This window comes from Arthrobacter sp. 92 (assembly GCF_050260325.1).
Taxonomy (GTDB): Bacteria; Actinomycetota; Actinomycetes; order Actinomycetales; family Micrococcaceae; genus Arthrobacter.
Genome location: NZ_CP189863.1, coordinates 4,623,057 through 4,649,577, shown reverse-complemented (window position 1 = coordinate 4,649,577; position 26,521 = coordinate 4,623,057). Strand labels below are relative to the sequence as shown.

The following is a 26,521-nucleotide window of genomic DNA, read 5'->3' as shown; positions in this document are numbered from 1 at the left end:
GGGGGCGGCGGTCACTTCTTTTTGGGGCTCGCCGGCTTGGAGGTGGTGGCCTTGTCCATGGAACTGGGGGGCGCCGCGGCTGATCTCTTGTCTGCGCGCTTTTCCTTGATGGATTTGCCGGATTTCTTGGATGCTGCTTGACGGGGGGACTTGTCAGCCATGATCGCTCCTGTAGCGGAACCGAAGAGGTTCCTGGCTTCTGACGATACAGGTAGGCGCCTAATACCACGGCGTCCCGCACAACGCTGTGGACGAACGGCGGGTTTGGGGTAGCGCACGAGCAGGAATTGGAGCGGCTGACGGGAATCGAACCCGCGTATCAAGCTTGGGAAGCTAGCGCTCTACCATTGAGCTACAGCCGCAATTTGGCCTCATTTCACCGGGCCAGAACCTAGCTTAGCCTAGATGCGACGCGTGGCCGCACATTGCATAACTCTTCGATTAAGGCGCGCCATCAGGCGGTGCGGCACCGGCAGCGGCTGACTATCCTGTTCGAGTTAGCTGCCGTCTCAGGGGAACGGGCTGCGTCCGAAAGCCGTCCGCCAATCAAGGGATCCCTGTGGCATTTGCAGAGTACGAGGTCGTCATCAAGCGCGACGCCATCAGCATCTACAACTATCTGCTGGACGGACTGCACCTTCCCTCATGGCGGGAGGGAATCCGCAGCATCGAGCTTCGGTCCGGAGCCGTGGGGGCGCCGGGCGCCGTGTATCAGCAGACTCTGACCGGGCCCGGCGGCCGCCCGATCGCCGGAGACTTCCAGATCACCCAGCTGCGTCCCGGAGCCGAGATCCAGTTCCAGGTGATCGCTGGCCCGGCGCGGCCGCATGGCGGCTATTACCTCAGCACCGAGGGGGACAGCACGCGAGTCCGCTTCGCCCTCGAGTACCAGCCCAAGGGCCTGGCTGCACTCATGAACTTCATGGTCCAGCGGACCATGAATGCCGAGGTGGCGCAGCTCGAGCGGTTGAAGACGGTATTGGAAGGGCAACCGGCTGCCGGGTAGGAGTCCTGGGCCGCGCTACGGGGCAGCACTGGATGCGGTATTTTTGAGTGTGCTCATCTCTGACCGCGATATTCGTGCCGAAATAGATTCCCAACGGATTGTTCTGGAACCCTTTGACCCGGTGATGGTCCAGCCGTCCTCCGTGGATGTCCGCATCGACCGGTTCTTTCGGCTGTTCGACAACCACAAATACGCGCATATCGACCCCGCCGAAGAGCAGCCTGACCTGACACGGCTGGTCGAAGTCGACCCGGGGGAACCGTTCATCCTGCACCCGGGCGAATTCGTGTTGGGTTCGACCTACGAGACCGTGACGCTCCCGGACGACATTGCCGCCCGGCTGGAGGGAAAGTCCTCGCTGGGCCGCCTTGGCCTGTTGACCCACTCCACCGCCGGCTTCATTGATCCCGGGTTCTCAGGCCACGTCACACTGGAGCTCTCCAACATGGCCACCCTCCCCATCAAACTCTGGCCGGGCATGAAGATCGGGCAGCTGTGCTTCTTCCGGCTGAGCTCGGCGGCGGAATTCCCTTACGGCTCGGGCGAATACGGCAACCGATACCAGGGGCAGCGTGGTCCAACCGCAAGCCGCAGCCACTTGAACTTTCACCGCACGGACATCTGACGCAGCATCCGGAAGCGCCAGCAGCCCGTGTTGGTCGGCCCGCCGTCCGCCCAGACCTTCAGACGGCGCGGACTGGGCGCACCTTGGCGGGTCGCCACACCAGTTTGACGAGCGGCTCGATGTAGCGCGCCGCCAGTGGTCCGGTCACCGCCATGATCAGCACATAAGCAGTGGCCAGCGCGGCGAGGTCCCGTGGGACCACCCCTGAGGTGACGGCAAGCCCGGCGATGACGATCGAAAACTCGCCGCGCGCCACCAGCGCCGCGCCGGCACGGAATCGGCCGGGCCGGCCGATGCCCGCACGCTTTGCGGCCCAGTAGCCGGTGATCATTTTGGTGGCCCCCGTGACAACGGCCAGCACGAGCGCCCAACCCAGCACCGGCGGAATGGTGGTGGGATCGGTGTTGAGCCCGAAAGCCACAAAGAAGATCGCGGCAAAGAGGTCCCGCAGAGGCTCCAGGATCCGCGTGGCGCTGTGGGCCGTGGCTCCCGAGATGGCGATGCCGAGCATAAAGGCGCCCACGGCGGCAGATACCTGCAGCGCCGCGGCCAGGCCCGCCACCAGCAACGCGGCACCGAGAAGGTTCAGCAGGAACACCTCCGAATTCTCGCTGTGCACGGCCTTGGACACGTGGTGTCCGTGCCGGAGCGCCACGATAAGGACCAGGGTGACCACGGCCAGCGAGATCCCTACAGTCTGGAATCCGCCCAGGAAGCTGACCCCCGCCAGCATGGCCGTCAGGATGGGCAGGTAGACGGCCATTGCGAGGTCTTCGAATACCAGGATGGACAGGATCGCCGGTGTTTCGCGGTTACCGATCCGGCCGAGGTCTGTGATGACCTTGGCCGCGATGCCGGACGAGGATATATAGGTGACCCCACCCATCACCATGGCGCCCACCAGTCCCCATCCAAGCATCACGGCCAGGCCCGCTCCCGGGAGGAAATTCAGCACAAGGTCCAGGACCCCGGCCTGCCACGAACGCCGGAGGCCGGTGACAAGCTCGGCGGCCGTATATTCCAATCCGAGCATAAGCAGCAGCAGGATGACACCGATCTCTCCGGAGAGGTGCGCGAATTCGTGCGTGCCGTCCAGCTTGATCAGTCCGCCGGCGCCGAAGAACAGCCCGCCCACCAGATAGAAGGGGATGGGTGACATTCCGATCCGCCCGGCGAGCCTTGCCAGCAGGCCGAGGCAAAAGACGACGGCCCCCAGCTCAATCAGGGCAAGCGCCAACGGATCCATGACCGTTATCCGTTGCGGAGAATATTGGCCGCCGTATCCAGGCCCTCCTGCGTTCCCACCGCCACCAGCAAATCACCAGGGTGCAGGACTAAATCCGGGCCGGGCGAGGGCACCACCTCGCCCTCCCGCATGATGGCAACAATGGAGACGCCGCTGCGGGTGCGGATGCAGGCTTTCCCCATCGGCTGGTCGTGGAACGGAGAGTCGGCGCCGATCGAGAACTGGCGTGTGACAATCCCGGGGATCTCGCGGTGTTCCTCGGACAACTGCATGGCCAGACGCTGACCTCCGAGCAGGTTGCCCAGGGCGGCGGCTTCATCGGCTGTCAGGGGGATGGACGCCTGGCACGTGTCAGGATCGTCCCACGTGGAAACGATTAGCTCGGTTTGGCCTTCGCGGTATTCCACGACTCCGATCCGGCGGCCAGATGCGGTCATGAAATCCTTGCGCCGGCCCAGGCCGGGGAGGTCCGTCTCATCCACGTTCATGGCACCAGCCTAGTCCGCGAACCGGCGGCGGGGGAGGGGACGCGGCGCCAGTTCAGTCCTCGGGAACCACGGCAATCTCAACCTTGCCGGGGGGCTTAACGGGAAGGAGCACCAGCAGTCCTGCCAGGAGCACCGCCATGATGCCGAGGATGCCCCAGCGCTGGGCTTCGCCCGGATTCACCAGCGGAGTGGCCACTGCGATGCAGAGGGTGAAGAGCGACGGCGCCAGGAAACTGACAGCGCGGCCCGTAGTGGCGTACAGCCCGAAGAGTTCTCCGGATTCGCCATGCGGGGCCAAACGGGCAAGATAAGCCCGGGAGGACGACTGCGCGGGTCCCACAAAGAGGCACAGGAACAGCCCGAAAACCCAAAAGGTGGTGGTGCCTGGCCAGGCGTGCCCGAAGAAGACGTAGCGGCCGTTGCCGAGGATGAGGATGGCGGTTCCGGCGACCATGAGCCCGGCCAGCGAGCCGATGATCACTCGTTTAGGGCCGACGCGGTCGTCCAGGAGGCCGCCGATCATTGCTCCGGTTGCCGCCACCACGTTTCCGAAGATTGCGAAGAAAATGACCTCCTTCAGTTCGAACCCGAACGTTCCTGCCGCGATGATCCCGCCAAAGGTGAATACCGCCGCCAGTCCATCACGGAAGATGGCGCTGGCCAGGAGGAAGTAGATGGTGTGCGGGCTGGTCCGGTAGATCGCCTTGATCCGGCGTGCCAGGAGCCGGTAGGACGCAAGGAAACCCAGTCCGGGGGCCGTGGTGGACTTGGGGAGTTCCGGCACGGCGAACAGAACCGGCAAGGCGAAGACAAAGAACCAGAGTGCGGAAAACACGGCAACGAGCCGGATGTTGAGGCTGTCCTGGGTGGAGGCGCCGAACCAGTCGAAACTGGGCTGCACGAACAGCTGAAGCACGATCAGGAGAGCCACAATGCCGCCGAGGTAGCCCATTCCCCAGCCGAAACCGCTGATCTTGCCGATGTTTTTCGGTGTGGAGACCTGGACCAGCATGGCGTTGTAGTTGACGCCCGCGAATTCAATGAACACGTTGCCCAGCGCGATCAGGGTGACACCGAGCAGCAGGAATTCCGGCCGCGGAAAAACGAAGAAGCAAAGGCCGGTCAAAACGGCGACGGCGGCTGTGTTGACTCCCAGCCACAGCTTGCGTCGGCCGCCGGCGTCGGAGCGTTGCCCCGTCACCGGCGCCAGCAGGGCGATTGCCGCTCCCCCCACGGCGAGGGCACCGCCCAGGACAGCCGAGGCCTGGTCTTCGCCGCCGAAGGCCTTGGAGGTCAGGTAGACCGTGAACACGAAGGTGGTCATCACGGCGTTGAAGGCCGCGGACCCCCAGTCCCAGGCCGCCCAGGCAAGGACCCTTCCCCTGCTGGTTCCCGGGATCCCGGACTCCAGGTCGGACGGTTGATGCGTGGCCGCGGACGCGGTGGCGGGCTTCATAGCCTGAATGCTATCCGCCCGTAGCGCAACGGCTTGTGAACACAAGGTGGAAACTCGCCGGTATCCCGGGGATCCTTCGCCCACACGCCTTTCAGCTGCAAAAAGTAGTTGTATCCGCTTGATAAACTGTCTGGACTGAACCTGACGAATGACCGCCTGCTCCAACTCTTGACAATCGAATTCCTGACGTTGCGGAGATACCAGTGATCACAGTCCTTGCCGTGCATTTCGCGGTGGCTGCTGTGGCGCCCCTTCTCTTTCGGAAGTTCGGCAGGAATGCGTTTTACGCGCTGGCGGCCGTCCCGGCCGGATCGTTCATCTGGCTGGTTCTTCAGCACCCCGCCGTCTACCGGGCAGGGTCCGGCACCACCCCCGCTGAGCCCGGCTTCATCTCGGAGATTGTTCCCTGGGTCCCTGACCTTAAGATCGACCTTGCTTTCCGGATGGATGCGCTCGCCTGGATCATGTCCCTGCTGGTGCTTGGCGTGGGCGCGCTGGTTCTGGTGTACTGCGCCCGGTACTTCAAGGACAAGGACAGCGACCTGGGCGGATTCGGAGCCCAGTTGCTCGCCTTCGCCGGGGCAATGTTCGGCCTGGTGACAGCCGACGACCTGCTTCTGATGTTCATCTTCTGGGAACTGACCACGGTCCTGTCGTATCTGCTGATCGGGTACGCCCGCACCAGGCTCTCCGCCCGGCGCTCGGCGCTGCAGGCACTCATGGTCACAACTGCCGGTGGCCTGGCCATGCTGGTGGGTCTGGTCATCCTCGGGTTCAGCGCCGGCACTTACCGGATGTCGGCCATCCTGGAACAGGCCCCGGCACTGTCCACCGGCCCGGCGGCCGGGGCCGTGGGCGCCGCCGTCGTCCTGATCCTTGTCGGCGCCGTCACGAAATCCGCGCTCATCCCGTTCCACTTCTGGCTGCCGGGAGCCATGGCGGCCCCCACCCCCGTCAGCGCCTACCTCCACGCCGCGGCCATGGTGAAAGCCGGCGTCTACCTGGTGGCCCGGCTGGCGCCGGGTTTCGCGGAGACCGCGTACTGGCTGCCCATGGTGCTGGGGCTGGGTCTGGCCACCATGCTGGTGGGCGGCTACCGGGCGCTCCGCCAGACAGATATTAAACTCATTCTGGCCTACGGCACGGTCAGCCAGCTCGGCTTCCTGACCATGGTGGTGGGCCTCGGCACACCGGACGCCGCACTGGCCGGACTCGCGCTTCTCCTGGCCCACGGGCTCTTCAAAGCCACGCTGTTCCTCGTGGTGGGCATCATCGACCACCAGTCAGGGACCCGCGACCTCCGCAAGCTCTCCGGCGTGTACAAGTCCTCGCGCGCACTCGCCATAGTGGCGGCAATAGGCGCCGCCTCCATGGCGGGCATCCCGCCGATGGCCGGGTTCGTGGCGAAGGAATCGGTGTTCGAAGCTTTTCTGCATTACGGCCCCGCCCCGGGGGACGGCGCGCAGCCCGTCCCCTGGGTCTTGATGATCCTGGTTGGCCTGGTGTTGGGATCGGTCCTCACCTTTGCCTACAGCGCCCGTTTTATGTGGGGAGCGTTTGCAACAAAGCGTGGCGTCACCGCCACCCCGTTCAAGGCCATCAAGCCGTCTTTCCTGGCTGCCCCGGCCGTCCTGAGCCTGCTCACCATCATCTACGGCCTCTGGCCCGCTTCCGTGGACGGATGGATCCAGCCGTATGCGGCGCAGTTCGCGCACGACGCCGGTGCCGCGGCCGCCGGGGCCGGCCACCTTGCGCTCTGGCACGGTTTCACGCCGGCGCTTGGACTCACGGCCCTGACTTTCGCGTTGGGCCTGGCGATGTTTTATGGCCGCGACCTCGTGGCGCGGTTGCAGGCCCTGGTGCCCGGCTGGATCGACGGCGACCGGGCCTACCAGATGACCATCGGCGCCTTGGACGACACCGCCGTCTGGATTACGGGCCGGACCCAGCGTGGTTCCCTCTTCTTCTACCTTGCCGTCATCCTGACGATGGCGTTCGTGCTTCCCCTCACGGCACTTATCGCCGCCAACAAGCCGTTGCCCGAGGGCCTGTACTTCATCGATCCGCATTCCCCGTTGCAAGTCGTGGCCGGCGCCGGCATCGTGATCGGGGCCCTGGCGGCGGTGCGCGCCAACAAACGGTTCCTCGCGGTGCTGATGGTTTCCGTGACCGGCTACGGTATTGCGCTGATGTTTGCGCTGCAGGGGGCACCGGACCTGGCCCTGACGCAGATGCTGGTTGAAACCATCATCCTCGTGGCATTTGTGCTGGCAATGCGGAGCCTGCCGGCCGAGCTCCGGGACCGCACCGGCGGCAAGTACCGGGTGGTCCGGGTCATCATCGGCCTGGCCTTCGGCGCCACCATGATCTTTGTGGCTATCTACGCCATGGGCGCGCGCACCGCCCTGCCGGTCTCGTTGCAGTTCCCGCAGCTCGCCTACGAAGGCGGCGGGGGCCTGAACATCGTCAATGTGACCCTGGTGGACATCCGGGCGTGGGACACGTTCGGTGAGATCTCCGTCCTGGCCCTGGCGGCCACCGGCGTGGCAAGCCTGATCTTCGTGCGCAGCCGCGGCGACAGCGTCCGCACCCCCGCCACGGTTGTGGAGGGCACGGTGGGACGGCGCACGGTTGCTGACCAGAGTTCCCGTGACGGCGCCGCGCTGGCATTGAGCCGGAAATTCGCCGCGGCGACGCGCGACGCATGGCTGGTGGCGGGACGGACCATGGCCCCGGAGCGACGGTCCATCATCTTCGAAGTGGTTACGCGGCTGGTGTTCCACTCGATGATTGTCTTCTCCATCTACCTGCTGCTGGCCGGGCACAACCTTCCCGGGGGCGGATTCGCGGGCGGCCTCACGGCTGGACTTGCCCTGACCCTGCGGTACCTGGCGGGCGGCCGCTTCGAGCTGAGGGAAGCCACACCTGTGGGCGCCGGCACGCTCCTGGGCATAGGCCTGGCCACGGCCGCAGTCTCCGGCGTGATGCCGCTACTGCTCGGCGGACAGGTCTTCCAGAGCGCCGTCATCGAACTGTGGCTGCCGGTCTTTGGCGACGTCAAGTTCGTCACGTCCACCATCTTCGACATCGGAGTCTACATCGTGGTGATCGGCCTGGTGCTGGACGTGCTGCGCAGCCTTGGTGCCGAAATCGACGAGCATTTCGAAGAGCATCCCGGTGGACCGGGCGAGGACCAGGAACCGGGTGGTATTCCCGCCGAAACCACCGCAAAGGGGAAAGCATGAACGTCAATCTGACGTTGCTGACGGTGATGGGTGCGCTCTATGCCTGCGGCATTTACCTGATCCTGGAACGCAGCCTCACCCGGGTGCTCCTGGGCCTGATGTTGCTGGCCAACGCCACCAACCTGCTGATCCTGGCCACGGGAGGTTATGCCGGCGTGGCTCCCATGTTCAGGAAGGACACCGCGCCGGAGGCCTACAGCGATCCCCTCCCGCAAGCACTGATCCTCACCTCAATCGTGATCTCGTTCGCCGTCACCGCCTTTATGCTCGGAATCATCTACCGCGCCTGGGTGCTGGCCCGCCAGGATGAAATCCAGGATGACATTGAGGACCGCCGCGTTGCCGAAACCCCCAGCTTCGACGCTGAGGACGACGCCGAAATTCCCGTGGAGACTTCCGAGTTCCCGCTCACCATGATTGGCTCCGACGGCAGTGCAGTCTCCAACGCGGCAGCCGCGGACATTCTTGAAACGATCCCCGCGGGAGGCGGCGAAATTGCCGTTAGGGACGCGGCCGCCGAGGAACAGCCTGGTTCCCAGAACGTGGCACCCGGGCCGGAAGGAGGCACCAAGTGAACATCGCAAGCCTGGCACCGCTCGCCGTGGTGCTTCCCATCCTGGGGGCCGCGCTGACGTTTGTGCTGATCCGGTACTCGAAGGCTCAGCGCGCGGTCAGCATCCTCGTGCTGAGCCTCACGCTGCTGCTCGAGTGCCTTTTGCTGGCCTCCGTCTGGGAAGGCGGAACCGCGGCCGTCAGCATCGGCGGCTGGCTGCCGCCCTGGGGCATCGTCCTGGTGGTGGATCAGTTCTCCTCCCTGATGCTGGTGGTCTCCTCCGCCATCAGCCTTGCAGTGCTGGTGTACGCCACCGGACAGGGCATGGCCGACGGCGACCGCGACGCGCCGGTCTCGATCTTCCACCCCACCTACCTGATCCTGGTGGCGGGGGTGTCCAATGCTTTCCTCTCCGGGGACCTGTTCAACCTCTATGTCGGGTTTGAGATCCTCCTGACCGCGAGCTACGTCCTGATGACCCTGGGCGGAACCGGGCCGCGTATCCGCGCCGGCATCACCTACGCCGTGGTCTCGGTGGTTTCCTCCGTGCTGTTCCTGATTGCCATCGCCATGATCTACGGCGCCACGGGCACCATCAATATGGCCGACCTCGCCATCAAGCTCGCGGACCTGGACCAGGGGACCCGCACGCTGCTGCACGTCATGCTGCTGGTTGCCTTCGGCATCAAGGCGGCCGTCTTCCCGCTTTCCTTCTGGCTTCCAGACTCCTATCCCACGGCCCCGGCTCCCGTGACGGCCGTGTTCGCGGGCTTGCTGACCAAGGTGGGCGTCTATGCGATGGTCCGGACCGAGACCCTGCTCTTCCCGGGAGATACGCTCAACAATCCGCTAATGGTGGCGGCTCTGCTGACCATGGTGGTGGGTATTTTGGGTGCCTTGGCGCAGAGCGATATCAAACGTCTGCTGTCCTTCACCCTGGTGAGCCACATCGGGTACATGGTGTTCGGCCTGGCCATGTCCTCCGTGGCCGGGCTGGGCGCCGCGGTGTTCTACGTGGTCCATCACATTACTATCCAGACGAGCCTCTTCCTGGTCACTGGACTAATCGAGCGCCGCGGCGGAAGCTCGTCGATCGACCGCGTGGCCGGCCTGGCCAAACTGTCCCCGATGCTGGCCCTTCTGTTCTTCATCCCCGCCATGAACCTCGCGGGCATCCCACCGCTGTCCGGCTTCCTCGGGAAACTCGGACTGCTGCAGGCCGGCGTCCAGCTGGGGACCCCGTTGGCGTATGCGCTGGTGACCGGAGGCGTCCTCACCAGCCTGCTCACCCTGCTGGCCGTTGCCCGCGTATGGAACCGCGCGTTCTGGCGCAAACCCGAGGATGCCGACCACCCCGACCCGGTCCTGCTGGCCGCGCCGGAGAACTCCGATACCGGAAGCCGGGCCGGGAGGCACAACGTGGTGCTCTTGCCGCGGACCATGGTGGGCTCCACCCTGGGGCTGGTGCTTTTCGGGATCGCCTTGACCGTCTTTGCGGGCCCGCTGTTCAAGGTGGCGGACCAGTCCGCCCAGGACATGCTGAACCGGTCGTCCTACATTCAGGCAGTGCTGGGCGAAGACGCGGCCGTGCCGCCCCTGGCGCAGGGGCAGAAATGAGCCGGCGACGCGTCTCCCTCCGGCAGGAGCTGCCCCTGCTCGTGTGGCTGGTGATCGTCTGGTGCGCGCTCTGGCAGGACTTCAGCCCCGGCAACGCGCTCTTCGGCGCCCTCATTGCGATCGTGGTGGCCAGGCTCTTCTATCTTCCGCCGGTGGAGCTGGGCGGCCGCTTCAGCATCGTGCATGCCGTGCCGTTCGCCCTGCTTTTCCTGACCAAGGTGGTGGCGGCCAGCTTCCAGGTGTTTTACCTGGCGGTGGTCCGCGGACCCAAGGTGAACAACGCCGTCGTTGCCGTTCAGCTCAGAAGCCACTCGGACCTGATGGTAACGGCCACCGGCCACGTGATCTCGCTGATCCCGGGTTCGCTCGTGGTGGAAGTGGACCGCTCCACCTCCACGCTGTACATCCATGGGCTGAACGTGCGGAACGCCGAGGACGTGGTGGCGCTCCGCAAGGAGGTCCGCGACACCGAGGCCGGGCTGATCAGGGTTATGGGCAGCAAGGAAGAACTTCTGGCACTGAAGGAGGAAGCAGGCGCGTGATGCAGCTTGTCCTGGCCATAACGGCCGTAATCCTGTCCCTGGCTGCGGCCGGTGCAATTGTGCGGATCGCCATCGGACCATCGCTGCTGGACCGCGTCCTCGCCTCCGATGTCCTGCTGGCCATCATCGGCGCGGCGCTCTGCATCGACATGGCGGTGAACAGGCACCTGAACAACCTGATGCTGCTGGTGGCGCTGTCCATCATCGGCTTCATCGGCTCGGTGACGGTTGCGCGGTTCGTTGCGGACAGGCGGGACCACCCCAATGAATCCTGAGGCAGTGAGCATGGACTGGCTGATTGATGCGGTTTCGGCCGTCTTTATGGTGGGCGGCGCGGTGCTGTCCCTGGGCGCGGCCATCGGGCTGCTGCGCTTCCCGGACCTCATGAGCCGGATGCACGCGGCCACCAAACCGCAGGTGCTGGGGTTGTTCCTGCTGCTGGCCGCGGTGGGCCTTCAACTGCGGTCCTGGTGGGTATGGCCCGTGCTTCTGCTGGCGTGGATCTTCCAGCTGCTCACCGTACCCGTGTCCGCTCACATGGTGGGCCGCGCGGGCTACCGCACCAAGCACCTGCACAAGGAACTGCTCACCACCGATGAGCTGGAGGCCGTGGTGCAGCGGGCAGCAGATAAGCAGGGCCTCGAGGATGAGGCCTGACCCTGCGGGTTAGACGATGTCCTGGGTCTTGGCGAAGCGGGTGATGGCCCGCTGGGTGCCGCGGTTGGCGAGCACCTGGATGACCGCGCTGACCGATGCCGAGATCAGGGCGAACGTCAGGGCGGAGCGGAGCGTGGTGGGAACATCGTCCTTGCCGCCCTTCGGGGGCTTCTTGCCGGTGCTCTTTTCCCAGATGGTGTCCACGAGCTTTGTGCCGGCGAAGCCTGCCAGGAGGCTGACTCCGGTGCCAAGCAGCTTGATGAAGATGTTCATACAGGAACTCCTTGTGAGGGGAACAGGGCTTTCCCTAGCCTAACGGCATCCGTGAGAGGATTCCCGCCAACGCCTCGACCACCAGTTGGCGCCTGGAGCGGGACCAAGGGCTCTGGCAGCACCTGGCTCGGCCACGTCGTTTGATGCCATGGCTGCAGCAGCATCCGAACCGAAGCCCAGGAAAACCGCCGCCGGATTGTGACTGCCGGCCCGGGAATCACAGGTCATTCAGGTGTAAACTGAGCACCGCCCATAAGGGCGATTTGATACGACAGGGGAGCGCCGCCGTCGGGCATCACTGGAGCAATCCAAGGAAACCGTGGATGGGCGCTGAGAGTGCGGACAGCCGCAGACCCTCGAACCTGATCCGGCTAGTACCGGCGCAAGGGAGTCGAGTTCTCAGAGTGTCCGGTAGCAGGCGGCAACGCCGCGACAAAGCCGGGGAACACTCTCCCCTCCTGTACTTCAGGAGGAAGACATGACTGACATTTCTGCAAAGCAGACGCTGACCGGCAGCAAATACAACTGGCGGGTGGTGGACATTGTGGTGGCCGCCCTCGCCGCCGTGGCCGGCGGCGTCATTTTCTGGGCCTGGGACCAGGGCGCCAACGTGATCTCCACGCCTGTCAACGCGCTTTACCCGCCGCTGACAGGGCTCTACGCCGGCGGCTGGATGATTCCGGCCATCCTGGGCATGCTCATTGTCCGTAAGCCCGGCGCCGCGCTGTTCTGCGAAACCGTGGCCGCCACGGGCGAGCTGATCATGGGCTCGCAGTACGGCACCACGGTGCTGATCTCCGGCGTTCTGCAGGGCCTGGGCGCCGAACTGGTGTTCGCGGCGTTCATTTACAAGCGGTTCAACCTGCCGGTTTCCCTGCTGGCTGGCGCAGGCGCCGGCCTCTTCTGCGGCCTCAACGACTCCTTCATGCCCTGGGGCTGGAATATTGCCTACGAAGCCGGTGACAAGCTCGCCTACATCGTGTTCTGCGCCATCTCCGGCGCCGTTATTGCCGGTGCCGTCTCATGGGTTGCCACCCGTGGCCTCGCCAGGACCGGCGTGCTGAGCTCCTTCGCTTCCCGCAAGGCAGCAACGGAGCCCGTCTTCTCCTGATGAGCTCCCACGACGCCGGTGTCCGCCCGGCAGCAGTCGCGGCACGCGGTTGGGGCTGGCGCCACGCCGGCCGGCCCCGTCCTGCTGTCCGCGCCCTTGACCTGGACATCCGTCCGGGCGAACGGGTGCTGCTGCTGGGCCCCTCGGGGGCGGGCAAGTCCACGCTCCTGCACGCCCTGGCTGGGGTCCTCGGGGACAGTGCCGCCGGCTCCCACGGGGCGGCCGGCGGGGACCCGGAGGATGCGGACGAAACCGGCAGCCTCCTGATCGATGGGGCGCCCCCTCGCGCCCAGCGCGGCCGCGCCGGGCTAATGCAGCAGGATCCCGAAACCCAGGTGGTGCTCTCACGCCTGGGCGACGACGTGGCCTTCGGCGCGGAAAACCTCTCCGTGCCCCGCGAGGAAATCTGGAAGCGCGTGCATGAAGCACTCGACGACGTCGGGCTTGCCCACCTTTCGCTGGACCACCCGACGTCGGCCCTTTCGGGCGGCCAGAAGCAGCGCCTGGCGCTCGCGGGAATCCTGGCGATGCGCCCCGGACTGATCCTGCTCGACGAGCCCACCGCCAATCTCGACCCCGTCGGTGTCCTGGAGGTCCGTGACGCCGTGGGCCGCTGCCTGGACAAGGCCGGGGCCACACTGGTGGTGGTGGAACACCGGGTGGGCGTGTGGAAGGACCTCGTGGACCGGATCGTGGTCCTGCAGCCGGGATCCTCCACGGACCCCGCGGTGCTGATCGACGGCAGTCCCGACCAGGTGCTGGAACAGGCCAGGGATATGCTCACCGCCGCCGGAGTCTGGGTGCCCGGGTACGTGCCGGCCACCCGTGGCCGCTCAGGCGCGGACGCCGGCGGTCAGGGGTCCGGCACCCAGCGGTCCGGCACCGGCGGGGAGCCCGACGCCGGTGCGCTGCTGCTTGCAACGGAGCAGTTGGCCGTCTCCCGGGAAAGGCCCCGCCGCCGCGGTTTCACCACAGTCCCGCCCTCGCCGGTCCAGTCCGGCATAGCAGCCCAGGTCCGCGCCGGCCACGCGCTGACCATCACCGGGCCGAACGGTTCGGGAAAATCCACGTTCGCACTGACCCTCGCCGGACTGCTTGAGCCGGTGGCGGGCAAGGTGTCCGCCACGGTGGATCTCAGCACGGGTGCGGGCATCGATCCCTACAAGTGGCGGGCCGAACAGCTGATCTCGCGGATCGGCACGGTGTTCCAGGAGCCCGAACACCAGTTCGTCACCGGCAGGGTCCTGGACGAGCTGATGTTCGGACCCCGGCACCTGGGCCACGGCGAGGAGCGCGTGGACGAACTGCTGGAGCGGCTCCGGCTGGCCTCCCTGGTGGACGCCAACCCCTACACACTTTCCGGCGGCGAGAAACGCCGGCTTTCGGTGGCCACGGTCCTCGCGGCGCACCCGCAGGTGCTGGTCCTGGACGAACCCACCTTCGGCCAGGACGCCAACACCTGGGCGGAACTGGCATCCTTCCTCTCGGAGCTCCTGGACGGCGGCACCGCCGTGGTTTCCGTCACCCACGACCAGGAGTTCACCGCCGTGCTCGGCGGCACCGAGCTGAAACTGGGCTCCCCGGAGCGCGGCGCACCCGAGCTCACGAATCCGGGGGTGAGTCCGCTGTGAGGGAGGCCCTGACCCTGCGGGGCAACAGCGCCCTCCTCACGCGCGCCAACCCGCTGGCCAAGTTCGCCGCCGTCGTGCTGATCACCCTGGTGCTGGCGCTGTCGATCGACTGGGTGTCGGCGTCGGTGGCGCTCGCCGGTGAACTGCTGCTTTTTCCGCTGGCCGGGCTGACCGTGCAGTTGCTGTGGCAGCGCGGTTGGCCTTTGATCCTCGCCGCGGCCTTGGGTGGCTGGAGCACCGCCATCCTGGCGCCGGACAGGGGAAGAATACTGCTCGACGTCGGCATTTGGTCCATCAGCTCCGGTTCCCTTGAGCTTGGGGTGGGATTCCTCCTCCGCGGCCTGGCGATCGCCTTGCCCGCCGTCCTGCTCATGAGTTGTACGGACCCCACAGACCTGGCCGATGCGCTCGCCCAGAAGGCGAAACTGCCGCACCGCTTTGTCTTGGGAACGCTCGCCGCCATGCGGCTGGTGGGACTCATGGCTGAGGAATGGCAAACCATCGGCATGGCCCGCCGCGCCCGCGGAGTGGGTTCGCGCGGCAACCCGTTCCAGCGGATCCGCGCCACCCTCGGGCAGAGCTTCGGGCTGATGGTCCAGGCGATCCGGCGCGCTTCCCGGCTCGCCGTCACCATGGAGGCGAGAGGTTTTGGAGGTGCCCGGCGCACCTGGGCGCGGGAGTCAACGTACAGCCGCCTCGACCTCTGGGTGGTGCTTGGCGGACTGGCGATTGCATCCGCCGCCTACAGTGCCGCCGCCGGGGCGGGCACCTGGAATCTGGTCTTTCTGGTGCGGCAGTAGCAGGCATTTATCGCACAGGATGAATATTCTGTGACGTTGGCGGCAATTCGGCGCTTCCGTCCGGGCGGAATAGCTCACCCATGATATTTTTCTCGGATGACTCAAGAGACTGCTGAACACGTAGGCGTGCTGCTCCGCGATGCCCGGGGGGAGAAGGGCTGGACCCAGGGCCAACTGGCGGCCGAGCTGGGCACCAGCCAAAGCGCCATTGCCCGAATGGAACAAGGCAAACAGAACCTCAGCCTCAAGATGATTCAGCGGCTGGAGACCATCGTGGGCCGGACCATCGTCAAGGTGGGCCGCCCTGCCATGACTCACCTGCGGGTGGAGGGCGGCCGGACACTCTCCGGTTCCGTGGACGTGAATACGAGCAAAAACGCCGGGGTGGCCCTGCTGTGCGCAAGCCTCATCAACCGCGGCACCACCACGCTGCGCCGGCTTGCGCGGATCGAGGAAGTGAACCGGATCGTGGAGGTGCTGACCAGCATCGGCGTCGAATGCACATGGCTCAACGCCAACGATCTGCAGATCCGCCGCCCGGCCGTCCTGGACCTTGATGCCATGGACGTGGAGGCAGCCCGCCGGACCCGCAGCGTGATCATGCTGCTGGGCCCCCTCCTGGACGAGTCGGCCGAGTACCGCCTTCCGTATGCTGGCGGCTGCGACCTGGGCACCCGCACGGTGCAGCCGCACATGCAGGCGCTTCGCCAGTTCGGGCTGTCCGTCGAGGCGAAGTCCGGCTTCTATGCGGTGCAGGCGCCGCCGTCGGACGGCAACGACCGCACGTTTGTGCTCAGCGAGCGGGGCGATACCGTTACTGAAAACGCCATCATGGCGGCCGCCCACCGGCCGGGCACCACGGTCATCCGCAATGCCAGCCCCAACTACATGGTGCAGGATCTCTGCTTCTACCTCCAGCGGCTGGGCGTGGAGATCGACGGGGTGGGCACCACCACGCTGAAGATCACCGGGCGCCCGTCCATCGACGTGGACATCGAATACTTCCCGTCCGAGGACCCGATCGAAGCGATGAGCCTGATCACCGCGGGCATCGTCACCCACTCGGAGGTCACCATCCGCCGCGTGCCCATCGAGTTCATGGAGATCGAGCTGGCCACCCTGGCACAGATGGGCCAGGCGCTGGAGATCTCCGGGGAGTATTTCGCCCGGAACGGCCGCACCCGGCTGGTGGACGTCACCACCAAGCCCTCCGAGCTCCGCGCCCCCGAGGACAAGATCCACCCCATGCCGTTCCCGGGCCTGAACATCGACAACCTGCCGTTCTTCGCGGTCATTGCCGGCAACGCTCACGGCCAGACGATGATCCACGACTGGGTCTACGAGAACCGGGCCATCTACCTGACCGAGCTGAACAAGCTGGGCGCCCAGGTCCAACTGCTGGACCCGCACCGCATCTATGTCAACGGACCCACCAAATGGCGTGCGGCCGAGGTGGGTTGCCCGCCGGCACTGCGCCCGGCGGCCTGCCTCCTGCTGGCCATGCTCGCCGCCCGCGGGGTATCCGAGCTGCGCAACATCTATGTGATCGAGCGCGGGTACGAGGATCTGGCCGAGCGTCTCAACACCATCGGCGCGAAAATCGAGTATTTCCAAGACTGAATCGTCTGACGGCACCAAGGATCCCTTACCCCGGGCGGCGTGTCTGAGGGGGCGCCAGTGGCCCCCTGTAGCTCCGTGTACTTGCGTTACGATGCCTGTCTAACACGCAGCGCAAGGGGCAGAATGTATGCATGCGAACTTTCGGGGTTGAGGAAGAGCTGCTGATCGTGGACCCCGTGAGCGGGGAGCCGCTGGCGCTGGCGGACGCCTTGTTAACTGGACGGAAGCTCGCCGCGGACGACGCCCCGGACAGACCCCGGATCCCCGATCCCCACGATCAAACCACGCGACACGAGGCCTCCGGCCTGACTGCCGAACTGAAGCTCGAGCAGATAGAGACCCAAACGAAGCCGTGCCTGGACTACGCCGAGCTGTTGCAGCAGATCCGGCAGGGGCGGGCATTGGCGGACGAGGCGGCGCGGAAACACGGCGCCCGGGTGGCCGCCCTTGCGACGTCGCCCGTGCCGTCAACCACACACACCACCCCAAACCCGCGATACGCCACCATGCAGGAACGGTTCGGGCTGACCGTCCACGAGCAGCTGACCTGTGGTTTCCACGTCCACACCTTCATCGAGTCCCAGGACGAGGGAGTGGCGGTGCTGGACCGCGTGCGCGACAAGCTGGCCGTGCTGACCGCCCTCAGCGCCAACTCCCCGTACTGGAACGGCGTGGAAACCGGGTTTGAGAGCTACCGGACGCAGGCTTGGAACCGCTGGCCGACCTCGGGCCCTTCTTCGTTGTTCGGCACCCTGTCCTCCTATCGGCGCCTGGTCACCCGTCTGCTGGACAGCGGCGTGCTGCTGGACGAGGGCATGATTTATTTCGACGCGCGGCTTTCACGGAACCACCCCACCGTGGAAGTCCGCGTGGCGGACGTTTGCCTGAACGCGGAGGACGCGGCCCTGATCGCGGTACTGGTGCGGGGGCTGGTGGAATCGGCGGGCAGGGAATGGCGCGCCGAGGTGGATCCGGCGCCGGTGCCCACGGTGCTGTTGCGGATGGCGGCGTGGCAGGCAAGTAACTGCGGGCTCCGCAGCGAGCTGCTGGACTTCGGCACTTTCCGGCCTGCCCCCGCCGCGGAGGTGGTGGAGTCGCTGGTGGATTATCTTGCCCCTGTCCTCTCTGAACAGGGTGAACTTGAGCTCGCCCGCAGCGGCGTCCGCAGGATCCTGGAGCGCGGAACAGGCTCGCAGCAGCAGCGCCGTGTCAGGGACGCTGCCCTCTCCGGGGCCGCGTTCGACGACGCCGGGCTCGCCGCCGTCGTGGCGAACGCGGTGGAGGTGAGCATGCGGTGTGCGCAGGCCAACGCCGCGGAGGAACCCGCCCCGGTGTTGCTGCGCGTGCGCATGCCCTGAGCCCACGCCCTGATTGACCTGGGAGGCAGCCAGTCCAGAAGTACCGTCTTCGTCCAACGACCGGGAGCACGCCATGGAAACTGAATATGCCGACGTGGTGGATCATGATGTCACCACCATCACCTGCGTCTGCGGGAACACCGTCAGCAAGGACGGCCTGATCCAGGCCAACTCGCAAGGGATACCCGTGCATATTGACGGCGAGTCACCCGTGCCGGCCGGGCTGGCCCCGTGGCCTGACGACGAGGACGTCTACACCCTGTGCCCTTCGTGCGGCCGGGTGTACCGCGACGCCGTCATCGAAGAAACGGGGACCGCTCCGGTTGCCTTCCGGGTGGACGTGACAGGGGGCCCGGTGGCGGAGGCAATCCGTGTCCACTGGGACGTCGACACCGCGGGCTGATCCGGGAAATCCTGCACTGAGGCACTGAGGCACTGAGGCACTGAGGCACTGAGGGGCTGTTGCCCGGGCCCGTCGCCCGGGGAACCGCCGCCCGGGGGACCGCCGCCTAGATCTGTTTGAGAGCCTGTTGCAGGTCTTCGATGAGGTCGTCCACGTCTTCAAGGCCCACCGAGAGCCGCACCACGCCGTCGCTCAACCCGATGGCCGCGCGGCCCTCCGGGCCCATGGCGCGGTGGGTTGTGGTTGCCGGGTGGGTGATGAGTGACTTCGCGTCACCCAGGTTATTGGAGATGTCGATGATCCGCAGCGCATCCAGCAGCGCGAAGGCGGCCTCTTTGGCCGAGCGCCCGGCGGAGGGAGACAGCTCCAGGGTCAGGACGGTCCCGCCCGCCTTCATCTGCGCCGCCGCGAGTCCGTACTGCGGGTGGGACTTCAGCAGCGGATACTTCACCCAGCTGACCGCGGGCTGTTCCTCGAGCCATTCCGCCAGCCGCAGGGCCGAGGCGGACGAGTGGTTCACGCGCAGGGCCATGGTTTCCAGGCCTTTGGTGAGCACCCAGGCATTGAATGCGGACAGCGCCGGGCCGGTGTGCCGCATCAGCTGTTTGACGGGGCCGTCGATGAATTCCTTCGTGCCCAGAATGGCCCCGCCCAGGACCCGGCCCTGGCCGTCGATGTGCTTGGTCCCGGAGTACACAATCACGTCCGCGCCAAGATCGCCGCAGCGCTGGAGCAGCGGGGTGGCGAAAACGTTGTCCACCACCACGGTGGCACCGGCGGCGTGCGCCAGTTCGCTGACGGCGGCAATGTCCACGATCTCCTGCATCGGGTTCGACGGGGATTCGAAGAACACCGCCGTGGTGGGCCGGGACAGAGCCTCGCGCCACTGTTCAAGATCCGGTCCGTCCACAAAGACCGTCTCCACGCCCCAGCGGGGCAGGATCTCGTTCAGGATCACAAAGCAGGAACCAAACAGCGAGCGGGCCGCCACCACGCGGTCGCCCGCGGCCAGCAGGGCGCCCAGGGCGGTGAAGACGGCGGACATGCCCGACGCCGTCGCAAAGCACGCCTCGGTGCCTTCGAGCAGCCGCAGGCGTTCCTGGAACGTTGCCACGGAGGGATTCCCGTAGCGCGAATACACGAACCGTTCATCCTCGCCGGTGAAGGCACGCTCGGCTGCGGCCGCGGATTCGTAGACAAATCCGGAGTTGAGGAAGATCGGCTCGGCCGTTTCCTGAAAGTTGGTGCGGTCAAGGCCGCCGCGGACTGCCTGGGTGTCGGGGCTCCAGCTGGCGGCGTCGGGGTTGAAGGTCACTTAGTTCTTTCCGAGATTGGTGGGCAGGCCGCGGTTCTTCCAGCCGTTGACGGTGCGCTCGCCGTAACGGTCCGGTTCGCCTTCGAAGCCTTCCAGGACGTTGTAGGCCGTGTAGCCGGCCTGGGTGGCCGCGATCGCCGCCGCGATGGACCGTGCGCCGGACCGGCACAGGAACACCAGTTCGACGGCGGTGTCCTCAGGAGCCTGCTGTTTCAGCTGCTCGACGAAATCCGGGTTGGGGATGCCGCCCGGGAAGACCCACTGGATGAAAAGGGGATCATTGTCGGTGGCCTTGGTGTCCGGTATCCCGATATGGGCCCACTCTCCCTCGGTGCGGACGTCCACGAGGACGGCGCCTTGCTCCAGCTTGGCCCAGGCATCGTGAGGGCTGAGGTCTCCTGCGTAGCTCACGCGTGGCCCTCGAATCCTTCGTCCGGGAATTCGCCGTCGAAATCCAGCTCGTCAACAGCAGTGGCAACGGCGGCGTCCGCGGTGGCCACAGCGGCGGGCAGAATGACGGCCTGGGCAACGATCACGCTGGTGCCGTTGAACGTGGCGGCCGGGCTTCCGTGGAGCACATAGCCGTCGGCCAGCGCCTCGGAGATGCGCTCGCAGAAGGTGCGGTCGTCCGGGCCCGTGATGAGGCGATAGGCCAGTTTTTCCTGGGCGGGTTGTTGCTGACCGGCAGCAGGCTCAACGGCCGGGCTCAGATTGACGGGGGCATCAGACACAACAGATCTCCTTCTCTCACGCTTGCAACTCGAATGGGTCGATATGCCGAGTATTCACCTGAGGCACCCCGCCGCGAAAGGGAGGGTTGCCGACCGGCCAGTCAGGGCTTGGCACCGGTTCTCATTACTCCCCAAAAACGTAACACTTACAAGGACGGCCCGCACCGCCGTCGTCGTCATGTTCCGTAACGGCACGCGTCCAACGGCACGGAACACTGGCACAGGTCTTTCCTGATTCACCCGGGCATACAGAGTGAAACTCGCGTGCACAGATTACGACTCGATCACCAATAGCGATCACTACAGACAGAGAGCCCAGTCTCGTTGTACGCTTTTGAAACGTTCGCGGTTACTGCATCCTCGAATCAGTGTGCGGCAGCCATGGACGGGTCCCGGGCTCAGCCGGGACCAGCACTTATAAAGGAATAACCAATGTCAATGGATGAGACTTCTTTTCCAGCATTGACCGACGGAGAGCTGACAGCGGAATGGGGAACCCAGTCAATCCCGCCTTCGGACGTGAGTAGTCCTGCGATCCGTGGACAGGCATGGGACATTATCGAGTCGGTCCTGGACGATCCCTCTCCGCAGAGCGAGTGGGCGCGGGAACGGCTACGGACCCGCATGGCCACGCATCCGGGACGCCCCGAGCGCGCGTTGCTCGAACACCTGATCGCCACCAGGGCCGCAACGGATGATCACGCGCCCGGGGCCTCCGGTCCTGAGGCCCAGGGAATTGACGTGCCGCCAGCGGCCCTTCTCACTCCGATTCTGCCGCCGCCTGAGGCGGACACCGGGAACCCGGTTCTGTTCACGCGGCGCAGCAGGAAGAAGATCGAGGCGATCCTGGGTGACAGGATGCTCCTGACGGCATTCCAGCCGATCTGCGAACTCGCCACCGGAAGCGTTGTGGGCGTCGAGGCGCTCACACGTTTTGTGAGCGACGACGGCGCAAGCGCTGATCACTGGTTCAACGAGGCCGCGGCAGTCGGGTTGGGCGCCGATCTCGAGTTCGCGGCCCTGCAGGCGGCGCTCGCCGCTGCGGAAAAACTTCCCTCGCATCTCTATGTGGACCTGAACTTGTCGCCGGCAACGTGCCTGGACCCGCGGCTCCGCGCCTTCGTGGAGCAATCCGAGTTGGCCCTCGACCGGATCGTCATCGAATTGACCGAGCGGCTCGCTGAAGACGAGTACGCCCCCCTGGTGGAGGCACTGGCGCCCCTCCGATTGCGCGGACTGCGGGTGGCCGTGGACGGCGCGGGGGCCGGTTTCGGCTCGATGCGCCAGGTGAAGCTGCTGAGCCCGGATATCGTGAAGCTCGACCGGGGCCTGATATCAGGCATCGACCGGGCTGCCGGCCAGCAAACAGTCGGTGCCGCGATGGTGGAATTTGCCCGGCAGATCGATGCTGACCTGGTGGCCGAAGGAATTGAAACAGAGGCCGAACTCGCCACAGTCACCCGCCTGGGAATGACCGCAGGCCAGGGATATCTGTTGGGCCGCCCGTCGGTTCAACCGCTGGAATGGGCGCACTGGCGTGTGGCAGCCGAACAGGAATCGTCCCGCTCGCAGCCCTCCCATCAGACCACCTAGGTCTGTTCAGCCGCTTGAGCTGCCTTCCCGGGCGCACTCCGCTCCGGAAGGCAGCTGGTCCGGGCGAAAATAAATCTCATCCAGTTACTGGACTTTCCGGCGGGGACCCAACGACACTGGCTACAAGAGCTGGCTGCACGCTGCCGAACCCGCATGCCGGCGGCTCCGCGAATCCCGTCGAAAGGGCCCTGTGATGCCGGACTTGTCAGCGTTCTTCCCCCTGATTGCCGCCATCCTCGGGGCCGTTGTCGTCATCGCTTTCATCTGGGTGGCCGTAAAACTGATGTGGAAAGTCGCTGAGCCCAACGAGGCGCTCATCATCTCCGGATTGACGCGGGGGACCCTGGAGACCAGGGAGGGCATGGACTTCAAGATCGTCACAGGCAAGGGCGCGCTGGTGATTCCCGGGCTCCAGACGGTCCGGCCCTTGTCCCTGACCCTGAATGAAACGGAACTCAAGGTTTCCTGCGTGACGTCGCAGGGCATCCAGGTGATTGTCGAAGGCGTGGTCATCTACAAAATCGGAGACGCCCCGCCCTTCATCGCCAATGCGGCGCGACGCTTTCTGGGGCAGCAGCCCAAAATGCAGAGCCAGGTTTACAACGTCTTTGAGGGCCACCTGCGTTCGATTATCGGCAGCATGACAGTTGAGGAAATCATCAGGGAGCGCGACAAGCTCGGTTCCCAGGTCCGCAGCGCCAGTGGCGTGGAAATGGAGAAGCTCGGCCTGGTGGTGGATTCACTGCAGATCAAGGACCTCCAGGATCCCACCGGTTACATCCAGAACATTGCCAAGCCGCACATCGCCCAGGTGAAGATGGAGGCCCGGATCGCCGAGGCAACCAGAAACCGCGAGGCGGCGGAAAAGGAAGCAGAAGCGGCGGCCCTGATCGCGGATGCCCAGAGCGTCTCCGCGATTCGGCAATCCGTGGCCCAGGCGAATGCCGAAAGGGCACGGGCGAATGCCTCCCAGGCCGGCCCCCTGGCGGAGGCGACGGCGCGTCAACAGGTGGTGGTTCAGGAGACGGAAGTAGCCAAGCTCGAGGCGGACCGCGAGGAACAAAAGCTGCAGACCACCGTCCGCAAGCCTGCGGACGCAAAGGCCTACGCCAAGCGCACCGACGCCGAAGGCCAGAAGGCCGCAGACATCAGCGCCGCCGAAGCGCTCGCCCGCCGCACTGAGCTTGAGGCGCAAGTCAACGCCAGGCGGACCGAACTCCAAGCGCAGGCCAACGCAACAGCCGCGGCGGCCGCGGCTGGCGCCACCAAAGTCACCGGCGAGGCCGAAGCCGCGGCCACCCGGGCACGCGGTGATGCTGCGGCGTCGGCGATCAGGGCGAAGGCCCTGGCCGAGGCCGAGGGCATCAAGGCCCGGGCCGAGGCGCTCGGGACCAACCAGGACGCCGTCATTTCGCAGCAGCTCGCCGAGAACATGCCCGCCATCATCGCCGCGGCGGCCGAACCGTTCTCCCATGTGGGCCAGATGACCGTGTTGAACGGCGGCGAAGGTGTCAACAAGATGCTCGGCGGGATCCTCGCCCAAGTAGGTGACTATCTTCCTGCCTTGTCCTCGGCGCTGAGGAACAGCCGGGAAGGCAAGCGCCCCGCGAAAGCTCCAGATGCATAGAGATGTTGATCGGAGCCTTACCGGCAAGATCGGCAGGGTCACAGGACTCATCGGCCCAGGGACCATCGGCGAGGTTATGCTGCCGTTCCGCGGTGGAACAAGTGCGTTCCATGCCCATCCTTTTGATAAGACAAGTGTGTTTCCGGTGGGCGATATGGTTCTGGTCATCTACTTCGAGCCACCCCAAACGGTCTACGTTGACGCATTGCCCGACTTTCTCAAAGCGCAACCGTGACTCCTCGGAAGATGGAAGCGGCCTGCCGAAATAACACTTTTCGGTATACCTAAATTTGAGCTATCCTCGTTTATAGGCCCCCAAAGACGAGGAATGAACGAATGGCTACTTCCACCCTCACGGAACGCCAGGCTGCGAGCCCCCGGTGGCGATCCCGGCTGCTCCTCATGGGCCCCGCCTTTGTGGCCGCCATTGCCTACGTTGATCCGGGAAACGTGGCGGCCAACCTGACTGCGGGCGCGAGCTTCGGATACCTGCTCGTCTGGGTCCTGGTGGTGGCCAATGCCATGGCCGTCCTCGTTCAATACCAGTCGGCCAAGCTGGGGTTGGCCACCGGACAAAGCCTGCCCGAGATCCTGGGCCAGCGCCTTGGCACCCGCAGCCGCCGGCTCTACTGGGTGCAGGCCGAAGTGGTGGCCGGTGCCACGGACATGGCGGAAGTCATCGGCGGCGCCGTGGCCCTGAACCTGTTGTTCGGCCTTCCGCTGCTGGCCGGGGGAATCGTCATCGGCCTGGCGTCGATGCTGCTGCTGGCCCTCCAGTCACACCGCGGCCAGAAGTCCTTCGAATACGCCATCCTCATCCTGCTCGGAGTCATCGCCGTTGGATTCGTGTCCGGCCTCTTCGTCAATCCCCCCGAGGCGGGAAGCGTCCTCACCGGACTCGTGCCGCGCTTCGAGGGCACCGATACGGTACTGCTCGCCGCAAGCATGCTCGGCGCCACCGTGATGCCGCATGCCATCTACCTGCACTCGGCCCTGGCTCGGGACCGGCACGGCTTCTCCCCTGATCCAGCCGTGCGGAGCAGGCTCATCCGGGCAACCCGGGTGGACGTGGCGGGAGCCCTGCTGCTGGCCGGGGTGGTCAACATCGCCATGCTCCTGCTGGCCGCATCGAGCCTGCGGGGCATCGAGGGAACCGACACGATCGCGGGCGCGCACGCCGCCGTGACGTCCGCACTGGGCCCGGTGATCGGAGTGGTGTTCGCCATCGGCCTGCTGGCGTCCGGGCTGGCCTCCACCTCGGTGGGCTGCTACGCCGGCGCCACCATCATGGGCGGCCTGCTCAAGTTCAAGGTGCCGCTCATGACGCGCCGCGTGCTCACCCTTATCCCGGCCCTGGCCGTTCTCGGTGGAGGAATTGAACCGACTCTCGCCCTGGTCCTCAGCCAGGTCCTGCTCAGCTTCGGGATTCCCTTCGCCTTGATTCCGCTGATCCGGCTTACCGGCAAGCGCGAGGTGATGGGCATCCACATGGATTCCCGGCCCCTCAAGATCGCCGGGTGGGCCAGCGCAACGCTTATCGTGGGCCTCAACTGCGTGCTCATAGTGCTCACGCTGGCGGGCCACTCCTGATCTGCAAGCAAGGGCGCGGGCTACCCTAACCAGCCTTAACCGCAACCCCGACTATTCGATAGTGGCGAACAGTTCGTTGAGTTCGGCTGTCAGTTGCTTGCGCAGTGCCGGCGTTCCGATTTCCCTGCCGTCGATGTGGTTGACAGGCGCCAGCAGGCGGATGCTCGAAATCAGCCACACGGCGTCGGCGTCAAAAAGGTCCCGCGGCTCGAGCGGCCCGTAGCCCAGTTCCCAGCCAGCCGCCCTGGCGGCCGCGAAAAGCGCCCCCTGCGAGGTGCCGGGAAGAATGCCGCTGTCCAACTGCGGCGTGATGAGCCGCCGGGTGGTGCGGGTGCCACCGGCGCCGTCTTCGGCCGTTTCCAGGTGCGCAAGCAGCACCGTCGACGTAGGGCCTTCGAGGACCCTGCCGTCCGAGGAGGTGAAGATGACGTCGTCGGCTCCCTGCTTGCGCGCGTGCCGCAACGCCGCCATGTTCACCGCGTAGGAGAGGGTCTTTGCGCCGAGGAGCAGCCACGGGGCGCGTTCACCCACTTCGCTGTCGTAGCCGCGGTCCAGGAGGATCACGTCGATGCCGGCCTCCCGCTGCCTGCGGCCCGAGGCGGGAACGGGGGAGGCCTGCACCCAGCAAGTGGGGGCATCCGCGCCTTCCACACCGCGAGTGACCAGCAGCTTCACCACCGCCTCATCCTCCTCGGGGGCGGGCGCCGGGTGCTGGCGGCGGTACTCCGTGATGGCGGTCTGGATGGCCTTACGCCACGCATCCTGGGCCGGGATGTCAAGGTCAAGCAAGCGCGCGGACCCCGCCAGGCGCCGCAGGTGCGCATCGAGCTTCCTCGGGTGGCCCTGCACTGCGAGCATCGATTCGAACACCCCGTCGCCCCGGGTGGCGCCCTGGTCCGTTGCCATCAGTTGCGGCTTGGAAGCGTCGGCGATGCGGCCGTTTTCGGACTGGGGATCGAGGAATACCAGCACCGTGGCGGGGGCAGCAGAAGTCATGCTTCCAGCTTAGCCTCGCTGCCGGATACCCTGAGGGC

Annotated in this window: 26 protein-coding genes, 1 tRNA gene and 2 riboswitches; of the genes, 17 read left to right on the top strand and 10 right to left on the bottom strand. The window is 65.7% G+C overall.

All coding sequences use genetic code 11. The features are described from left to right. Positions 1–11: 11 nt before the first annotated feature. Together ACP4XC_RS21695 and ACP4XC_RS21690 are read right to left on the bottom strand one after the other, a co-directional pair. Positions 12–161: a hypothetical protein gene (locus ACP4XC_RS21695; protein ID WP_427172802.1), complete on the bottom strand. Its 150-nt coding sequence runs from the start codon at positions 159–161 to the stop codon at positions 12–14. A 127-nt stretch (positions 162–288) separates the two neighbouring features. After that, positions 289–362 (bottom strand) — tRNA-Gly (locus ACP4XC_RS21690). Between the two features lie 197 nt (positions 363–559). Here ACP4XC_RS21690 and ACP4XC_RS21685 point away from each other — a divergent pair. Beyond that, positions 560–1,006: an SRPBCC family protein gene (locus tag ACP4XC_RS21685; protein WP_427172801.1), complete on the top strand. Its 447-nt coding sequence runs from the start codon at positions 560–562 to the stop codon at positions 1,004–1,006. Between the two features lie 49 nt (positions 1,007–1,055). After that, positions 1,056–1,631, top strand: a complete 576-nt coding sequence (dcd, locus tag ACP4XC_RS21680) for a dCTP deaminase (RefSeq protein WP_427172800.1) — start codon at positions 1,056–1,058, stop codon at positions 1,629–1,631. 58 nt (positions 1,632–1,689) lie between these two features. Here dcd and ACP4XC_RS21675 read toward each other — a convergent pair whose 3' ends face one another. Genes ACP4XC_RS21675 through ACP4XC_RS21665 form a run of 3 tightly spaced genes read right to left on the bottom strand, consistent with a single transcriptional unit; the run spans position 1,690 to position 4,821 of the window. Beyond that, positions 1,690–2,877 carry a cation:proton antiporter gene (locus ACP4XC_RS21675; protein ID WP_427172799.1) on the bottom strand — a complete coding sequence of 396 codons (1,188 nt, stop codon included), beginning with the start codon at positions 2,875–2,877 and terminating at the stop codon, positions 1,690–1,692. A 5-nt stretch (positions 2,878–2,882) separates the two neighbouring features. Continuing rightward, a complete protein-coding gene (locus tag ACP4XC_RS21670) occupies positions 2,883–3,365 on the bottom strand; it encodes a cation:proton antiporter regulatory subunit (RefSeq protein ID WP_427172798.1) in 483 nt (160 codons plus the stop codon). Between the two features lie 52 nt (positions 3,366–3,417). After that, positions 3,418–4,821, bottom strand: a complete 1,404-nt coding sequence (locus tag ACP4XC_RS21665; protein WP_427172797.1) for an MFS transporter — start codon at positions 4,819–4,821, stop codon at positions 3,418–3,420. A 203-nt stretch (positions 4,822–5,024) separates the two neighbouring features. On the opposite strand from ACP4XC_RS21665, the gene ACP4XC_RS21660 reads away from it, so the two are divergent. The 6 genes from ACP4XC_RS21660 to mnhG are packed head-to-tail and all read left to right on the top strand — an operon-like array spanning position 5,025 to position 11,435. After that, on the top strand, positions 5,025–8,066 hold the full coding sequence (locus ACP4XC_RS21660) for a Na+/H+ antiporter subunit A (RefSeq protein WP_427172796.1): 3,042 nt from the start codon (positions 5,025–5,027) through the stop codon (positions 8,064–8,066). Then, positions 8,063–8,641: a Na(+)/H(+) antiporter subunit C gene (locus tag ACP4XC_RS21655; protein ID WP_427172795.1), complete on the top strand. Its 579-nt coding sequence runs from the start codon at positions 8,063–8,065 to the stop codon at positions 8,639–8,641. Before ACP4XC_RS21660 ends, ACP4XC_RS21655 begins: the two co-directional genes overlap by 4 nt. Then, positions 8,638–10,236, top strand: coding sequence for a Na+/H+ antiporter subunit D (locus ACP4XC_RS21650; RefSeq protein WP_427172794.1), 1,599 nt, complete (start codon positions 8,638–8,640; stop codon positions 10,234–10,236). The genes ACP4XC_RS21655 and ACP4XC_RS21650 overlap by 4 nt, the downstream gene beginning before the upstream one ends. Then, a complete protein-coding gene (locus ACP4XC_RS21645) occupies positions 10,233–10,778 on the top strand; it encodes a Na+/H+ antiporter subunit E (RefSeq protein WP_427172793.1) in 546 nt (181 codons plus the stop codon). The genes ACP4XC_RS21650 and ACP4XC_RS21645 overlap by 4 nt, the downstream gene beginning before the upstream one ends. After that, positions 10,778–11,053 (top strand): monovalent cation/H+ antiporter complex subunit F, encoded by a 276-nt coding sequence (locus ACP4XC_RS21640; RefSeq protein WP_427175196.1) that lies wholly within the window; start codon positions 10,778–10,780, stop codon positions 11,051–11,053. The genes ACP4XC_RS21645 and ACP4XC_RS21640 overlap by 1 nt, the downstream gene beginning before the upstream one ends. After that, the gene (gene mnhG / locus ACP4XC_RS21635) at positions 11,043–11,435 is read left to right on the top strand and encodes a monovalent cation/H(+) antiporter subunit G (RefSeq protein ID WP_427172792.1); all 393 of its coding nucleotides are present in this window, start codon (positions 11,043–11,045) and stop codon (positions 11,433–11,435) included. Before ACP4XC_RS21640 ends, mnhG begins: the two co-directional genes overlap by 11 nt. A 9-nt stretch (positions 11,436–11,444) precedes the next feature. On the opposite strand, the gene ACP4XC_RS21630 is transcribed toward mnhG, so the two are convergent. After that, the gene (locus tag ACP4XC_RS21630) at positions 11,445–11,708 is read right to left on the bottom strand and encodes a DUF4235 domain-containing protein (RefSeq protein ID WP_427172791.1); all 264 of its coding nucleotides are present in this window, start codon (positions 11,706–11,708) and stop codon (positions 11,445–11,447) included. A 263-nt stretch (positions 11,709–11,971) separates the two neighbouring features. Beyond that, a riboswitch (TPP riboswitch) is annotated at positions 11,972–12,115 on the top strand. Between the two features lie 71 nt (positions 12,116–12,186). Here ACP4XC_RS21630 and ACP4XC_RS21625 point away from each other — a divergent pair. The 6 genes from ACP4XC_RS21625 (at position 12,187) to ACP4XC_RS21600 (ending at position 18,631) form a co-directional block, all read left to right on the top strand. Continuing rightward, positions 12,187–12,819: an ECF transporter S component gene (locus ACP4XC_RS21625; RefSeq protein WP_427172790.1), complete on the top strand. Its 633-nt coding sequence runs from the start codon at positions 12,187–12,189 to the stop codon at positions 12,817–12,819. Then, entirely contained in the window at positions 12,819–14,450 is a 1,632-nt protein-coding gene (locus tag ACP4XC_RS21620) for an ABC transporter ATP-binding protein (RefSeq protein ID WP_427172789.1), read from the top strand. The genes ACP4XC_RS21625 and ACP4XC_RS21620 overlap by 1 nt, the downstream gene beginning before the upstream one ends. Then, positions 14,447–15,250 carry an energy-coupling factor transporter transmembrane component T family protein gene (locus ACP4XC_RS21615; RefSeq protein ID WP_427172788.1) on the top strand — a complete coding sequence of 268 codons (804 nt, stop codon included), beginning with the start codon at positions 14,447–14,449 and terminating at the stop codon, positions 15,248–15,250. Before ACP4XC_RS21620 ends, ACP4XC_RS21615 begins: the two co-directional genes overlap by 4 nt. 96 nt (positions 15,251–15,346) lie before the next feature. Next, positions 15,347–16,870, top strand: a complete 1,524-nt coding sequence (locus tag ACP4XC_RS21610; RefSeq protein ID WP_427172787.1) for a UDP-N-acetylglucosamine 1-carboxyvinyltransferase — start codon at positions 15,347–15,349, stop codon at positions 16,868–16,870. A gap of 131 nt (positions 16,871–17,001) precedes the next feature. Next, positions 17,002–18,228 carry a glutamate--cysteine ligase 2 gene (locus ACP4XC_RS21605; RefSeq protein ID WP_427172786.1) on the top strand — a complete coding sequence of 409 codons (1,227 nt, stop codon included), beginning with the start codon at positions 17,002–17,004 and terminating at the stop codon, positions 18,226–18,228. Between the two features lie 73 nt (positions 18,229–18,301). Beyond that, entirely contained in the window at positions 18,302–18,631 is a 330-nt protein-coding gene (locus ACP4XC_RS21600; protein ID WP_427172785.1) for a hypothetical protein, read from the top strand. A gap of 106 nt (positions 18,632–18,737) precedes the next feature. Here ACP4XC_RS21600 and ACP4XC_RS21595 read toward each other — a convergent pair whose 3' ends face one another. The 3 genes from ACP4XC_RS21595 to ACP4XC_RS21585 are packed head-to-tail and all read right to left on the bottom strand — an operon-like array spanning position 18,738 to position 20,656. Then, positions 18,738–19,946: an O-succinylhomoserine sulfhydrylase gene (locus tag ACP4XC_RS21595; protein ID WP_427172784.1), complete on the bottom strand. Its 1,209-nt coding sequence runs from the start codon at positions 19,944–19,946 to the stop codon at positions 18,738–18,740. Further along, complete coding sequence (locus ACP4XC_RS21590) at positions 19,947–20,357, bottom strand: rhodanese-like domain-containing protein (RefSeq protein ID WP_427172783.1); 411 nt, start codon at positions 20,355–20,357, stop codon at positions 19,947–19,949. Further along, positions 20,354–20,656, bottom strand: a complete 303-nt coding sequence (locus tag ACP4XC_RS21585; protein ID WP_427175195.1) for a DUF1737 domain-containing protein — start codon at positions 20,654–20,656, stop codon at positions 20,354–20,356. Before ACP4XC_RS21585 ends, ACP4XC_RS21590 begins: the two co-directional genes overlap by 4 nt. 34 nt (positions 20,657–20,690) lie before the next feature. Further along, a riboswitch (SAM riboswitch) is annotated at positions 20,691–20,806 on the bottom strand. A gap of 390 nt (positions 20,807–21,196) precedes the next feature. Here ACP4XC_RS21585 and ACP4XC_RS21580 point away from each other — a divergent pair. From ACP4XC_RS21580 to ACP4XC_RS21570, 3 genes are all read left to right on the top strand, one after another. Further along, positions 21,197–22,270: an EAL domain-containing protein gene (locus ACP4XC_RS21580; RefSeq protein WP_427172782.1), complete on the top strand. Its 1,074-nt coding sequence runs from the start codon at positions 21,197–21,199 to the stop codon at positions 22,268–22,270. A 193-nt stretch (positions 22,271–22,463) separates the two neighbouring features. Further along, on the top strand, positions 22,464–23,897 hold the full coding sequence (locus tag ACP4XC_RS21575; RefSeq protein ID WP_427172781.1) for a flotillin family protein: 1,434 nt from the start codon (positions 22,464–22,466) through the stop codon (positions 23,895–23,897). A 336-nt stretch (positions 23,898–24,233) separates the two neighbouring features. Next, complete coding sequence (locus ACP4XC_RS21570; protein WP_427172780.1) at positions 24,234–25,487, top strand: Nramp family divalent metal transporter; 1,254 nt, start codon at positions 24,234–24,236, stop codon at positions 25,485–25,487. A 51-nt stretch (positions 25,488–25,538) separates the two neighbouring features. Here ACP4XC_RS21570 and ACP4XC_RS21565 read toward each other — a convergent pair whose 3' ends face one another. Next, the gene (locus ACP4XC_RS21565) at positions 25,539–26,483 is read right to left on the bottom strand and encodes an aminodeoxychorismate lyase (protein ID WP_427172779.1); all 945 of its coding nucleotides are present in this window, start codon (positions 26,481–26,483) and stop codon (positions 25,539–25,541) included. Positions 26,484–26,521 lie beyond the last annotated feature (38 nt).